This window comes from Vibrio crassostreae (assembly GCF_041439375.1).
GTDB classification, from domain to species: domain Bacteria; phylum Pseudomonadota; class Gammaproteobacteria; order Enterobacterales; family Vibrionaceae; genus Vibrio; species Vibrio crassostreae_D.
Window position 1 is genome coordinate 1 of the sequence record NZ_JBGONY010000087.1, and the last position, 14,382, is coordinate 14,382.

Genomic DNA, 14,382 nt, shown 5'->3' on the forward strand with positions numbered 1-14,382 from the left:
GATGACCTCAACCTTGGCAAGGTTGCGCTCTACCAACTGAGCTAGTATCGCATTATAAAAGGTCTTTCACCCTTCGATTACCGCTTTCGCCATAACCTACAAATTGGAGCGATACATCGGGTTCGAACCGATGACCTCAACCTTGGCAAGGTTGCGCTCTACCAACTGAGCTAGTATCGCAATCTGAAAACGTCTTTCGCCGTTCAGGGCTGCGAATTATAAGAGCATTTTTTTGTGATGCAAGTCCTTAATGCAAAATTACGAAACTTTTTACTCAACTGCTGTAAAAGCACACAGATTTGCAAAAAAATTAGCTCTTATGTCCCTGAAAAGTTAGATAAACGTGATCATTTTATCCGACTAGATGTTAATAATCGTTTTTCGGTAGTACTGCAGCTCGGCGATCGACTCTCGAATATCGTCTAACGCAAGGTGACTTCCCGACTTAGAAAAACCATCTAACACTTCAGGTTTCCAACGACGAGTCAGCTCTTTCAGAGTGCTAACGTCAACATAACGGTAGTGGAAGTACTCTTCCAACTCAGGCATGTGCTTGTATAGGAAACGGCGGTCTTGACCAATGCTGTTACCACAAATCGGTGACTTACCTTTTGGTACCCACTTTTCAAGAAACTCAATCGTTTGTTGGATGGCATCTTGCTCTGAAACGGTGCTTTCTTGAATTCGCTTCACGAGACCGCTGCCAGTGTGAGTCGTTGTGCACCACTCGTCCATCTTGTCCAATTCACTCTGAGGTTGGTGAATAGCCAAAACAGGTCCTTCAGCCAGGATGTTAAGCTCACTATCAGTAACGATAGTAGCAATTTCAATGATTTTATGAGTTTCAGGATCAAGTCCTGTCATCTCTAGATCAACCCAAATAAGGTTCTGATCGCTAAAGGACATAAGGCGTCGCCTATTTGTTTATGTGTAAAAGAGGTACTATACCCAAATAACTATACTCAAACTAGCTTTAGGACCATCGAAATCATGTGGTACCAGCAACATCCAGTTTGAGTCCCCAATCATCAAGTTAGATGTGTTAAGTGAAAAATTGTGGCTAAAAAAAAGAAGTTAACCAAAGGTCAAGTACGTCGAGTACGTAGCAACCAGAACAAGCGACTCAAGAAAGAAGATTCTATCCAGTGGGATGAGAACATGCTTGGTGGAACCAAAAGCGGACTCGTGATTACGCGCTTTGGCCAACATGCCGATATCGAAGATCTTGAAACTAACGAAGTTCATCGTTGTAACTTACGCCGTAGTATCGAGACTTTAGTTTCTGGTGACCGAGTGACTTGGCGCGCAGGCTTAGAATCCATGGCCGGCATTTCTGGCGTTGTGGAAGCGGTTGAACCGAGAACTTCAATGCTGACTCGCCCTGATTACTACGATGGCCTAAAGCCGGTTGCTGCGAACGTTGACCAAATGGTTATCGTATCGGCTGTGCTACCAGAGCTATCACTTAATATTATCGACCGCTATTTGATCGCTTCAGAAACAGTGAACATCGCGCCGCTTGTTGTGCTGAATAAGGTCGACCTGCTGACTGATGAGCAGATTGCTGAATACCGTGAAACACTTAAAGAGTACGAGAAGATCGGCTACAAAGTGATGTTCGTGAGTAAAGAGTCTGGCTACGGCATCAAAGAGCTGGAAGCTGAACTCAAAGACCGTATCAACATCTTTGTTGGTCAATCAGGTGTGGGTAAATCAAGCCTAGTGAATGCATTAATGCCAACGCTCGACATTGAAGAGGGCGAAGTGTCTGAGAACTCAGGTCTTGGCCAACATACCACCACGGCAGCTCGTTTGTACCACTTCCCTTCTGGCGGTGATCTTATTGATTCACCAGGAGTTCGTGAATTCGGCCTATGGCACTTAGAAGCCGATGAAATCACTGAAGCCTTCATCGAGTTCAAGCCTTACCTTGGCGGTTGTAAATTCCGCGACTGTAAACACAACGATGACCCAGGCTGCATCCTGCGCGAAGCGGTAGAAAACGGCAAGATCAGTCGATTACGTTTCGACAACTACCACCGTATCATTGAAAGCATGGCGAGTAACAAAGATAACCGTCAGTATTCACGCAACAAAAAAGCCGATCTCTAATCGCGTTTTTGTGAACAAATGTGTGCATTTACTGACAATTGGCGCGAATTTAAGTAACATCTCGCGCCCTAAACCGTCATCGACAGATTTAATTGAAACACAATTAGCATTGGAAAATTAATACAATGGATAAGATTAAAGTTGGATTGCAGTACTGGATTCCACAACATGGACTGACTCGTCTAGTCGGCAAACTTGCGTCTGCTAAAGCGGGCGGCTTAACGACAGCGATCATCAACTGGTTCATCAAGCAATACAAAGTGAACATGGATGAAGCTCTGCATAGCGATCCAAAACACTTTAAAACATTCAATGAATTCTTCGTGCGTGAATTGAAAGAAGGTATGCGCCCTATCGCTGAAGGCGAGTCTGTTATTGTTCACCCTGCCGATGCGCGTGTAAGCCAATTTGGCCCAATTACTGACGGTCAACTGATTCAAGCTAAAGGCCATGACTACTCAGCTCGCGAGCTATTGGGTGGTGATGCAGCGCTAGCGGATGAGTTTAAAGACGGCGAATTTGCAACGCTTTACCTATCTCCAAGTGATTACCACCGTGTGCATATGCCATGCGACGGCACACTACGCCAGATGATCTATGTTCCCGGTGATCTTTTCTCAGTTAACCCGTTAACGGCAGAGAACGTTCCAAACTTATTCGCACGTAATGAGCGTGTCGTTTGTATCTTCGATACGGAATTTGGCCCAATGGCACAGGTGTTGGTTGGCGCAACGATCGTAGGCAGCATCGAGCAAGTATGGGCTGGCACCATCACCCCACCTCGCGGTAACTCGGTTTACAAATGGGATTACCCAGCACAAGGCAATAACGCCATCATCTTGAAGAAAGGCGAAGAGATGGGCCGCTTTAAGCTTGGTTCAACCGTTATCAACCTGTTCGCTAAAGATGCGATCAAGTTTGACGACACGATGCAAAATGGTGAGAAAACCGTTCTTGGTACCCCTTTCGCGCACATTGCTGGTAAAGAAGTTGAGACTGAAGCTGTGGATTCAGCAGAGAACACCGACCAAGCTTAACGGTTTGAGTTAACTCATTTAGTTTTAAAGGCGCGTTATCTTTCTATATTTAGAGAAAAACGCGCCTTTTTCTTAACTCTACCAATTCACTTGCTACTCAAGCTCTAACAATCCAAGCTTTCAATCCTCAACCCCTGCCCAGCCACCTGTTGCTTCTCACTCTTGCCTCTAATTGCCCAGATAAAAGATTGACCAAAAACAAAACAACTGTCGAAACCTTAAACAACTTTTCGATTTTACAACCCGTCTCCAAGTACCAAAAATCCAGATAACTTACTCTATTTGAAGATATTTTATTCATAGGGTCTTTGTACATGCCTAAACCCAATGTTGGCGTTCTGGTCAAGCTGTTGATTTGTTTTGCGATTCCCTTAGGCGTGTTATTCATGCCGATAGATTCAATACCAATCGATGATCTCACGCTAATTCAACACCGCTTGTTGGCGATATTCTTGTTGGCAGCTCTACTGTGGGTACTTGAACCTGTTCCGGTATTCGCCACTTCCATTTTGATCATTGCACTTGAGCTGGTAATGATTTCTGATAAAGGCTTACACCTGTTTAGAAATCCACCCGCAGGACACGATCTAGGTGAGTTAATCAAATATACCGACATATTCGGTGCATTTTCGTCACCGATCATCATCCTATTCATGGGTGGTTTTGCTCTTGCGATATCCGCATCCAAGTACGAACTCGATAACAACTTAGCTCGAGTGCTACTCAAGCCATTTGGCACAGAGCCGCGCTTCATCATGCTGGGTTTAATGCTGATCACCGCCGTGTTCTCGATGTTCATGTCAAATACCGCAACTACGGTAATGATGCTGGCGCTACTCGGTCCTATCGTGGCGTCGGCACCAAGAGGCGACATGGGGATCAAAGCGCTCGTGTTGTGTATTCCCATTGCTGCCAACACCGGTGGTATCGCGACACCAATCGGCACGCCTCCCAATGCCATCGCATTACAATACCTAACGGGTGAAAACACCATCGACTTCCTCAGCTGGATGATGATGGGCTTGCCCTTTGTGATCATCCAACTCACCATTGCTTGGTTCCTTCTTCAGAAAATCTTTCCTTCCAAGCAGAAAAACATGGTGCTCAAACTCGATGGACAATTCAGAAAGAGCTGGCGAGCGATTGTCGTTTACATCACCTTCGCTGCGACGATCTTATTGTGGATGACCACCAAACTGCATGGCATGAACACTTATGTAGTCTCTATCATTCCACTGGCTGTCTTCACTCTTACAGGCATCATGGGCAAAGAAGAGCTCAAGCTGATTAACTGGGACGTGTTGTGGCTGGTTGCAGGTGGTATTGCGATTGGTATCGGGCTTGATAAAACAGGCTTAGCTGCGGCGCTAGCACACGCGATTGACTATGAGTCGCTCTCTCCAGCAGCCGTAGTTCTCACACTATCTATCGTGTGTTGGTTGATGGCGAACTTCATGTCAAACACCGCTACCGCCAACTTACTGATGCCGATAGCCGCTGCGATTGGTGCTTCAATGGAAAGCCTAGTTTCGATTGGTGGCCTGCAAGGCTTGCTGGTTGTAGTTGCCTTCTCAGCATCACTCGGCATGATTCTTCCAGTATCGACACCACCAAACTCACTGGCTTACTCAACCGGACTTATCGAAAGCAAAGACATGGCTAAGATGGGTATCATCTTGGGTATTGTCGGCTTGCTGATGGTTTACCTCGCGCTGTTTATCATCACCTAGCACGTTAGCTTATTATCATCTAGCACGTTAAATTCTCACTACAACCCTCCAGATAGCAATCGTGATTTCGCTACCTGGTGGGTTTATTCGATTTTGATCGATAGATAATTGTGATTCTACTTCACGGATTATTAAAAATAACGATGATTTATTTTAAATTTTTGATTTTAAACACATTTAACAACATCAAGACAGCGGCAATATACACGCATCAAAGACACGTCAATTCACCATCAAGTACGTCGTTGTAGTTAGGTTATTGTCTAATCAGAGAGGAATGGACCTTGAGACATACTATTAAATTTAAAATTCAGATCGCAATTGCGGTCATTATTGCCGTCGTGAGTGGCGCTCAAGCTTGGATATCGGTTAATCAGCTGACTCAAGAGACTGAAGTCGCGATCAACCAAGAAATGAAAAATGTCAGTGTCGGTACTACCAATTATATTGCCGATTGGCTCTCAACTCGCAGCGATATGATGCTTGCTAACGAGCCGACTATTTCAAGCAATAGTAATTCTGACCGCGAGTTATTGATCACCAAACAAGCCGGGCAGTTTTTGTCTGTTTATGCGGGATTCAGCGATGGCACTATCGCATATGGCGATAAAGGTGAAGATTGGCCAGCAGGCTATGACCCACGCACCCGCCCTTGGTATAAAGATGCCAACGCAACATCAAACCTCATCATTACCGAGCCTTATCAAGACTTCGATGGCAGCATTGTCATCAGCTTTGCGAAAGCATTCAACGGTGAAAGACAAGGTGTCCTCGCAGCAGACTTAACCGTCACCAGCATTATTGATACGGTTCTCAATGTAAAACTGGATAACGATGGCTTTGCGTTTTTAGTGGATGGTAACAACAACATCGTTGCCTACACGGATGAAGAGCTAAGTCAGAAACCACTGACCAGTTTGAACCCAGGACTCACTGCAAACAAAGTGTCGCAATTGATCCAAGACCAAACGATCACCACGCTAACTTGGCCAGGCCAAGGGGATAAACTGGTCTACATTGCCAATGTCCCTAATACCGATTGGTCTCTGGGTATTGTTATCGATAAGAAAATGGCGTTCTCTGCGGTCTCTGATGCGATTCAATTCATCTCCCTAACCTCTTTGGTTTTGTACATCGTCATTTCGATTGCGAGCACAATGGTGATCAACCGCCTGCTTTCTCCATTACAAACCTTATCAGAAGCGCTGACTCAACTCGCTCAAGGTAGAGGTGACCTCACTCAACGTATTGATATCACGCGTATGGATGAGATAGGCAAACTGGCCGAGCTTGTAAACCAATTCTTAAGCCAGATGCAAAGCATGTTGAAGGGCGTCATAGAGCACAGTCACGATCTTAACAATCATGCCGAAAAGGCCAACCAACTGGCGACCCAATCCTCCATTCGAGTTGAGAATCAGCAAAACGATATCAACCAGATTGCGACCGCGATACATGAGATGTCGGCCACCGCAGCCGAAGTGGCGAGCCATGCCGAGTTAACGGCATCGGCTTCTCAAGCCTCTGCAACCGCTTGTAATGACGGCCAAGAAGTAATTCAACAGAACCGCGATGCCATCACTAGTCTTGCGACCCAAGTGGAAGACGCGGCCAATGTCATCCGAGAACTGGAAAACAACGCGCAAAGCATCAACCAAATCCTGTCAACTATTCAAGGCATTGCCGAGCAAACCAACCTATTGGCACTGAATGCTGCAATTGAAGCCGCGCGTGCAGGTGAACAAGGTCGTGGCTTTGCCGTTGTCGCAGACGAGGTTCGAGTGTTAAGCCAAAGAACGCATGGCTCAACGGAAGAAATCCGCGTGATGATTGATACATTGCAAAAGAATACCGAACATGCCGTTGAAAGCATGACCACCAGCACCCAACTGGCAGAGAATAGCGTTGGCTTCGCAGAGCAAGCTCATGGCAGCCTCTCTAAAATCACGCAAGCCATCACTGAAATCAACGACATGGCATTGCAAATAGCTAGTGCTGCAGAAGAGCAACGCGCGGTAAGCGAAGACATCAGCCGTAATACGCAAGGGATCAAAGATGCCTCTGACGACCTAGCACAACAAGCTGAAAGCAGCCGTAATAGCTCCAATGAAATGAGTAGCGCTGCCGAGTCGATGCGCCGAGATGTGGAGCGCTTTAAGGTATAACTCACCTCACGCAAAGTAAGTAAACCACACCACCGAGAGGCAGCTGACGTAAACCAATAGCTGAAACAAAGTGACCCTTTTCATAAGAATCACTTTGTTCTCAGTTCGGTTTAATGCATATTGATGAGCTAATTTATCCCAGACACAAGGATGTTATTCAGATGGGATTCGAATGGTTGGCTCTAGCTGCCGCTTTTCTTTGGGCCATTGCGAGCCTAATGTCAGTAAAGCCTGCTCAGCACTTAGGTTCTTTCGCCTACAGCCGCTGGCGAATGGGTTGTACCGCAATCATCTTATCGAGTATGGCTTGGTTTACCGGAGGTTGGTCAACTGTCGAAGCCAATCTAGTCACGCCAATGATGCTGTCTGGCCTGATTGGTATATTCATTGGTGATACCGCCCTATTTGCCTGTCTGAACCGAATGGGACCGCGCCAAGCGGGTTTGCTGTTCTCTTGTCACGCCGTGTTCTCGGCGATTCTCGGTTACTTCCTGTTTAGCGAAAGCATGACCTCGGGCGAGCTTATTGGCTCGGCCTTGGTTTTCAGTGGCGTATTAACCGCGATATTCTTTGGTCGTCGAGGCCAAGCTAATAACCAACTTGAAACCATCAAGGGCACCGTGTGGATTGGTGTCGCTCTCGGAATCAGGGCGGCTATCTGCCAAGCATTGGGGGGGATCATCGCAAAGCCCGTGATGCAAACTAGCATCGACCCGGTAGCTGCCTCTGCGATTCGAATGATCACCGCCTTTGTCGCCCACTCCGCATTTCGTTTAACGGGTGCTAAACTTTCACGCGCAATCAACCCAATGAATAAGCAAATATTCGCGATTACCGCAGTTAACGGTTTTCTAGCGATGGCGGTGGGAATGACGTTAATCTTGTATGCGCTGCAGGAAGGAAATGTCGGTATGGTCGCACTGTTATCTTCAACCACACCCATCATGTTGTTACCAATACTCTGGCTTTACACCAAGCAGAGACCAAATGCCTACGCTTGGATCGGAGCCATTGTTGCCGTAGTGGGCACTGGTATTCTAGTCAGCTAGTGAAGCGGATAGTTAATGACGATTAATTATCCGCTAAAAACAAAAGCAAAAAGCTAAGAACGTGGGAACGGGAAAGCGGTCACATCATCGATGTGGTCGTAACCCAAAGCCAGCATAATCAGCCTATCGATACCTAAAGCAACACCCGCACAATCTGGTAAACCCGCTTTTAATGCCTCAATCAAGTGATGGTCAATCGGTTGAGGTGATAAGCCCATCTCAATACGTTTGGCATTGTCGTCTTCAAAACGCTTGAGTTGCTCTTGTGGTTTATCCAACTCATGGAAACCGTTAGCTAATTCGATGCCTTTGAAATACACCTCAAAGCGATCCGCCACTCGCGAATCCTCGGGGTTAATCTTAGCTAATGCCGCTTGTGAGGCTGGGAAGTCATAAACAAAGGCTGGCACTTGTTGGCCAATCTTTGCTTCAACCCCGATGCTAAACAGCAACTGCAGCAAGGTGTCACGATCTTCTTCAGGGTCAGCTATGTCGCTGAGCCCAAGTTTTGCTGCGGCTTGTTTTAGCGTATCCATCGAATCTTCAAGCGGACACACACCTAACACGTCGATAAAGGCTTGTTGGTAAGTCATTCGCTCTGCTGAACTCGATTTAAGTACCTGCTGTAGCAGCAAATCCATTTCATCCATTAAGTCATGGTGATCAAAACCGACGCGATACCACTCCAACATGGTGAACTCAGGGTTGTGGTAACGGCCATTTTCTTCATTCCGGAAAGACTTACAAATTTGGTAAATACAGCCACTGCCCGCCGCTAATAGACGTTTCATATGAAACTCAGGGCTAGTCATAAAGAACAGGGGCTGACCGTGCGCATAACCCGGCCCTACGAATTCAGTTTTGAAAGTATGTAAATGCACGTCCGTCACCGTGGCGTGGCTCATCGCAGGCGTATCCACTTCCATCACGTTTCGCTCTGCAAAGAACTGACGGATTTGATTAAGGATATCAGCACGTTGCTTTAACTGCTTAATGGTTGCGGCTGGTTGCCATGTTGAGTGCATTATTAAGTTCCATATTACTGAATTCTAGGCGACGGAAATTACCACCTTTCGCCTCTTTTGTAAGCTTCTATCTTTCTATAGATGAAAGCAAAATGTTGCCTTAATGAAGCCAGAAAATTACGTTCTACAATACAATTATCAATACAGCTTTCACATCCACATTGATAACAAAAATCATACTCAACAAGCCGTTAACACAAGCCCTGTGGGCTAATCGTTATCAACAATTCATTGCCGTGATTGCAGTCACATAACCTATAAATTCTATGCCTCCATATGCACTACCGACCTAAAAACCCAAATGCATCAACTTTTCGAATACCTTCCTCTCTTACACTGAACCTACCACTTAAGGCTTAGGGGTGATAAACGGTTGATGCCGTTTAAGTACTCTCTAAATGCTTTTTATAATTACAAGCGGAATACTCCGCATCACACTGGAGAATAACTGTGAAGACAATTACCACAGATATCGCAGTCATCGGCGCAGGCGGCGCTGGTCTTCGTACAGCAATTGCAGCAGCTGAAGCTAATCCTGAATTGGAAGTAGCACTGATTTCTAAAGTTTACCCAATGCGTTCGCACACGGTAGCTGCAGAAGGCGGTTCAGCAGCGGTAATTAAAGACGAAGATAGTCTAGATAACCACTTCAACGATACTGTTGGCGGTGGCGACTGGCTATGTGAACAGGATGTTGTTGAATACTTTGTTGAAAACTCGACTCGCGAAATGATCCAAATGGAACAATGGGGCTGCCCATGGAGTCGTAAAGAAAACGGTGAAGTAAACGTACGCCGATTCGGCGGTATGAAGGTAGAGAGAACGTGGTTCGCAGCGGATAAAACCGGCTTCCACATGCTTCATACTCTGTTCCAGACTTCGATGAAGTACGACACAATCAAACGATTTGATGAGTACTTTGTGGTGGATTTGCTCGTTGAAAATGGCGAAGTACAAGGCCTAATCGCGATTCACATGTCTGAAGGTGAGCTTGTTACCATCAAAGCAAAATCTGTTGTTCTAGCAACCGGTGGCGCAGGTCGTGTTTACCACTGTAATACCAACGGCGGCATCGTAACGGGCGACGGTATGGCAATGGCTTATCGCCACGGTGTACCACTGCGTGACATGGAGTTCGTTCAATACCACCCAACCGGCCTACCGGGCACTGGCATCTTGATGACCGAAGGTTGTCGTGGTGAAGGCGGTATCATCGTCAACAAGAACGGCTACCGTTACCTACAAGATTACGGCATGGGCCCTGAAACTCCAGTGGGCGAGCCGAAAAACAAATACATGGAACTGGGTCCTCGTGACAAAGTTTCTCAAGCATTCTGGCACGAACAGCAGAAAGGCAACACCATCAAGCACCCTCTTGGTGATGTCGTACACCTTGACCTTCGCCACCTGGGTGAAGAGTATCTGCAAGAGCGTCTTCCGTTCATCTGTGAGCTGGCAAAAGCGTACGTAAACGTAGACCCAGCAAAAGAGCCAATTCCAATTCGTCCGACTGTTCACTACACCATGGGTGGCATTGAAACTAACGGTACCTGTGAAACTCGCATTAAAGGCCTATTCGCCGTTGGTGAATGTGCTTCAGTTGGCCTACACGGTGCAAACCGCCTAGGTTCTAACTCTCTGGCTGAGTTTGTAGTATTTGGTCGCGTAGCCGGTGAAGAAGCCGTGAAACGTGCAGCTGAATTCAAAGGCTGGAATGAAGAGTCTATCGCTAAGCAAGTGAAAGCGGTTGAAGATCGCATCGCCGGTCTACTAAACCAAGAAGGCGATGAGAACTGGGCTGATATCCGTACTGAAATGGGTCACACCATGGAAGCGGGTTGTGGTATCTACCGTCAAGAAGACTTGATGCAAAAGACCATCGACAAAATCACTGAACTGAAAGCGCGCTACAAGAAGATCAGCATTAAAGACAAAGGCAAAGTGTTCAACACTGACCTACTTTACGCTATCGAAGTGGGTTACGGCCTTGAAGTTGCAGAAGCGATGGTTCACTCAGCGATCCTTCGTAAAGAGTCTCGCGGTGCACACCAACGTCTAGACGACAACTGCACAGAACGTGATGACGTGAACTTCCTGAAACACTCTCTATCTTTCTACAACGAAGATGCAGCACCAACCATCGACTACAGCGGCGTTAAGATTACTAAATCTCAACCTAAAGCTCGTCTATACGGTGAAGCAGCCGAGAAAGCCGCTGCCGCTGAAAAAGCAGCAGAAGAGAATGCGAAGAAGAGCGAAGAGGAGCAAGCATAATGTCAGCGAATCGAATCCAAAAAATTGAAATCCTGCGTTATGACCCTGAGCACGATGCAGAACCTCACTTTCAAACCTTTGAAGTGCCATTTGATGAAACCATGTCAGTACTTGATGCGATCGGTTACATCAAAGATAACCTAGATAAAGACCTGTCTTACCGTTGGTCTTGTCGTATGGCGATTTGTGGTTCTTGCGGCATCATGGTTGATGGCGTGCCAAAACTGGCATGTAAAAGCTTCTTACGTGACTACCCGAATGGCTTCAAGATTGAGCCTTTAGCTAACTTCCCAATCGAAAAAGATTTGATTGTCGACATGACACCGTTCATCGAGCGCCTTGAAGCAATCAAACCATACATCATTGGTAACGACCGCAAGCCAGAAGACGGTACTAACATCCAAACTCCAGAGCAAATGGCGAAGTACAAACAGTTCGCGGGCTGCATCAACTGTGGTTTGTGTTACGCAGCGTGTCCTCAGTTTGGTCTAAACCCTGAGTTCATTGGCCCTGCGGCACTTGCTCTTGCTCACCGCTACAACCTAGATAGCCGTGACAATGGTAAAGCTGAACGTATGAAGCTTATCAATGGCGACAACGGCGCTTGGGGCTGTACGTTTGTTGGTTACTGTTCTGACGTATGTCCGAAGAAAGTAGACCCAGCAGCGGCAGTAAACCAAGGCAAAGTTGAGTCTTCAATGGACTTCGTTATCTCGATGTTCAAGCCTGATGGATCGCAAGTAAAAACAGCAGAGGAGGCATAATATGAGCAATCGTAAGCCTTATGTTCGTGAGATGAAAAGAACGTGGTGGAGCAACCATCCGTTCTACCGCTTCTACATGCTACGTGAAGCGACTGTACTGCCTTTGATTCTATTCACTCTGTTCCTAACCTTCGGTTTGGGTTCGCTAGTGAAAGGCCCTGAAGCGTGGGAAGCTTGGTTGAGCTTTATGGCTAACCCTATCGTTGTTGGTATCAACATCGTAGCACTGCTAGGCAGCTTACTGCACGCTCAGACCTTCTTCAGCATGATGCCTCAAGTAATGCCAATACGCCTTAAAGGCAAATTGGTTGATAAAAGAATCATCGTACTGACCCAGTGGGCAGCGGTGGCTTTTATTTCTTTAATCGTTCTTGTTGTGGTGTAAGGAGCTTTCGTTATGAACACAAATTACAAAGTAAAACCTGTTAACCACAATCCACAACGCTCTGATGAGCCAATCTGGTGGGGCCTATTTGGCGCTGGCGGTACTTGGTTCGCGATGATCACACCGATCACGATTCTAGTGTTGGGTATCTTAGTGCCAATGGGCATCATCGATGCGGACGCAATGAGCTACGAACGTGTGTCTGAATTTACCACCAGCATTATCGGTGCACTGTTCATCATCGGTACGCTAGCACTGCCAATGTGGCACGCAATGCACCGTCTTCACCACGGCATGCACGACCTTAAGTTCCACGTCGGCGTTGCAGGTAAAGTGGGCTGCTACTTCGTTGCAGGCCTAATCAGCGCATTGTCTGTTATTTTCATCTTTATGATCTAACAGTTAAGAGCAGATTCGGGATTCGAGTAATCGAGTATCGAAGAGCTTAAGAGCAGATGCGGGATTCGAGTAATCGAGATTCGAAAAGCTTAAGAGCAGATGCGGGATTCGAGTAATCGAGATTCGAAAAGCTTAAGAGCGAAAAGACTAAAAGCAGAGCTAGATTATCCAGCTCTGCTTTTTTTGTTTTTCGCATCTCGTTTACGCGCACCTGCCCTTTCCAGCTCTTCGTATCTCGAATCCCGTTTACTCGCATCTACCCTTACATAGGCTTACGCCGACTTACATTCCTTCATTTCACTAAATGATACTGTTGCGACCGATAAAAAAACAAATCATTGACCACGAACACAATCCACTTAGTGAATATTATGAAATCTATTTTTTTAACATTACTGGCACTAACACTTGCCGGTTGTAATAGCTCATCTGGAAGTAAATCTTCTACTTCCACCTCGCCGACACCCGCTACACCAAGCTCTTTAGTCACGGTTTATTCATCTGTTGAAAATTGCTCAACAGCTGCAGATGTCCCTAATTGTGCATTTGAAAAAGGTATCTATGTACTAAAAGCAGACTCATCGATTACTGATGAGCAGCACCAACGTGTAGTGACCCAAGCAAAAAACTTTACTATCTGGGCGAGTGAAGATGTTCAAAAGCAGTTGAACAAAAAGACTCTAATTATTGGGATCATGGCTAATGAACCTGACGGCTCTACTGCAGCAGACCAATTTATTATCACGCTAAGCCAAGCGAAACAAATCGTTGATGGTGTGGAATTGGTATACACCGCAATTGAAGGAAAAGATGAAACTAAAAAAGCAACGACATACCAAAAACTGATGCAGCTTTTTGATTACTACGTCGATGATAACCAAAACAATGTATTGGGTTCTGAGCTAAGTGACTCTTACGACGCCTTCAAAGTCGTGCTACTCCTTCAGGATGGCCTAGCATCAACGGCAGGTATGGAATCACTCCGTTTTAACGAGTGTAATTACGGTAATGGTCAACTAAGTACTCACCGTGCTCTTGGAACACCTAATCCATGTACCGATGATGGAAGCACTACCGATGACGACGGTAATGACATTTCTAATGGCACAGTTGACCCTATACATGAAGATACCAATGCAAATTTAAATCCTGGCTCATTACTAGGCCTGATGTATGAGTACAGAATTTCGCCAAAGCTGAGTGAAGGTGGTGGAGAACTTATTGGTTCAGCAGGGACTAAGTTCAAAGTAGCTGGAGAAGTTGCTTCTGGTGATTTAGACAGCGATCCTGCCTCTGTATTTATCTCTTGGGCAAACCCTGCATTTATGCCTTTGAATGACTACTTAAATAAATATTTCTTTGCTAACAAGTAGCTTAGTAAGCTATATCGTAAGCGCGTCATAAACCCCGCATTCTAATCACCTAGCACGAATAATAAGATC

General features: G+C 46.0%; 12 protein-coding genes and 1 tRNA gene. 10 read left to right on the top strand and 3 right to left on the bottom strand.

The genetic code is table 11. The annotated features are described in order from the left end of the window. Window positions 1-104: 104 nt before the first annotated feature. Window positions 105-180, bottom strand: a tRNA-Gly gene (locus ACED45_RS22500). Window positions 181-360: 180 nt separating this feature from the next. Then, window positions 361-906, bottom strand: a complete 546-nt coding sequence (orn, locus tag ACED45_RS22505; protein ID WP_010434065.1) for an oligoribonuclease — start codon at window positions 904-906, stop codon at window positions 361-363. A gap of 150 nt (window positions 907-1,056) precedes the next feature. Here orn and rsgA point away from each other — a divergent pair, with 150 nt between their 5' ends. The 5 genes from rsgA (at window position 1,057) to ACED45_RS22530 (ending at window position 8,093) form a co-directional block, all read left to right on the top strand. After that, window positions 1,057-2,112 (top strand): small ribosomal subunit biogenesis GTPase RsgA, encoded by a 1,056-nt coding sequence (gene rsgA, locus ACED45_RS22510; protein ID WP_048663217.1) that lies wholly within the window; start codon window positions 1,057-1,059, stop codon window positions 2,110-2,112. A gap of 125 nt (window positions 2,113-2,237) precedes the next feature. Next, window positions 2,238-3,149, top strand: coding sequence for an archaetidylserine decarboxylase (gene asd / locus ACED45_RS22515; RefSeq protein WP_108020280.1), 912 nt, complete (start codon window positions 2,238-2,240; stop codon window positions 3,147-3,149). Between the two features lie 314 nt (window positions 3,150-3,463). Then, window positions 3,464-4,879, top strand: a complete 1,416-nt coding sequence (locus tag ACED45_RS22520) for an SLC13 family permease (protein WP_371715054.1) — start codon at window positions 3,464-3,466, stop codon at window positions 4,877-4,879. A gap of 284 nt (window positions 4,880-5,163) precedes the next feature. Continuing rightward, entirely contained in the window at window positions 5,164-7,044 is a 1,881-nt protein-coding gene (locus tag ACED45_RS22525) for a methyl-accepting chemotaxis protein (RefSeq protein WP_107899581.1), read from the top strand. Window positions 7,045-7,205: 161 nt separating this feature from the next. After that, window positions 7,206-8,093 (top strand): DMT family transporter, encoded by an 888-nt coding sequence (locus ACED45_RS22530; RefSeq protein ID WP_371715055.1) that lies wholly within the window; start codon window positions 7,206-7,208, stop codon window positions 8,091-8,093. Between the two features lie 53 nt (window positions 8,094-8,146). Here the strand turns inward: ACED45_RS22530 and epmA are convergent, their stop codons facing one another. Then, window positions 8,147-9,118 carry an elongation factor P--(R)-beta-lysine ligase gene (epmA, locus tag ACED45_RS22535; protein ID WP_371715056.1) on the bottom strand — a complete coding sequence of 324 codons (972 nt, stop codon included), beginning with the start codon at window positions 9,116-9,118 and terminating at the stop codon, window positions 8,147-8,149. Between the two features lie 450 nt (window positions 9,119-9,568). On the opposite strand from epmA, the gene frdA reads away from it, so the two are divergent. From frdA to ACED45_RS22560, 5 genes are all read left to right on the top strand, one after another. Beyond that, a complete protein-coding gene (gene frdA / locus ACED45_RS22540; RefSeq protein WP_371715057.1) occupies window positions 9,569-11,392 on the top strand; it encodes a fumarate reductase (quinol) flavoprotein subunit in 1,824 nt (607 codons plus the stop codon). After that, on the top strand, window positions 11,392-12,156 hold the full coding sequence (locus tag ACED45_RS22545) for a succinate dehydrogenase/fumarate reductase iron-sulfur subunit (protein WP_009847917.1): 765 nt from the start codon (window positions 11,392-11,394) through the stop codon (window positions 12,154-12,156). Before frdA ends, ACED45_RS22545 begins: the two co-directional genes overlap by 1 nt. Before the next feature lies 1 nt (window position 12,157). After that, entirely contained in the window at window positions 12,158-12,541 is a 384-nt protein-coding gene (gene frdC / locus ACED45_RS22550) for a fumarate reductase subunit FrdC (RefSeq protein WP_108020275.1), read from the top strand. A gap of 12 nt (window positions 12,542-12,553) precedes the next feature. After that, entirely contained in the window at window positions 12,554-12,940 is a 387-nt protein-coding gene (gene frdD, locus ACED45_RS22555) for a fumarate reductase subunit FrdD (RefSeq protein WP_371715058.1), read from the top strand. Between the two features lie 371 nt (window positions 12,941-13,311). Beyond that, a complete protein-coding gene (locus ACED45_RS22560) occupies window positions 13,312-14,313 on the top strand; it encodes a histidine ammonia-lyase (protein ID WP_371715059.1) in 1,002 nt (333 codons plus the stop codon). The last annotated feature ends 69 nt before the right edge of the window (window positions 14,314-14,382 follow it).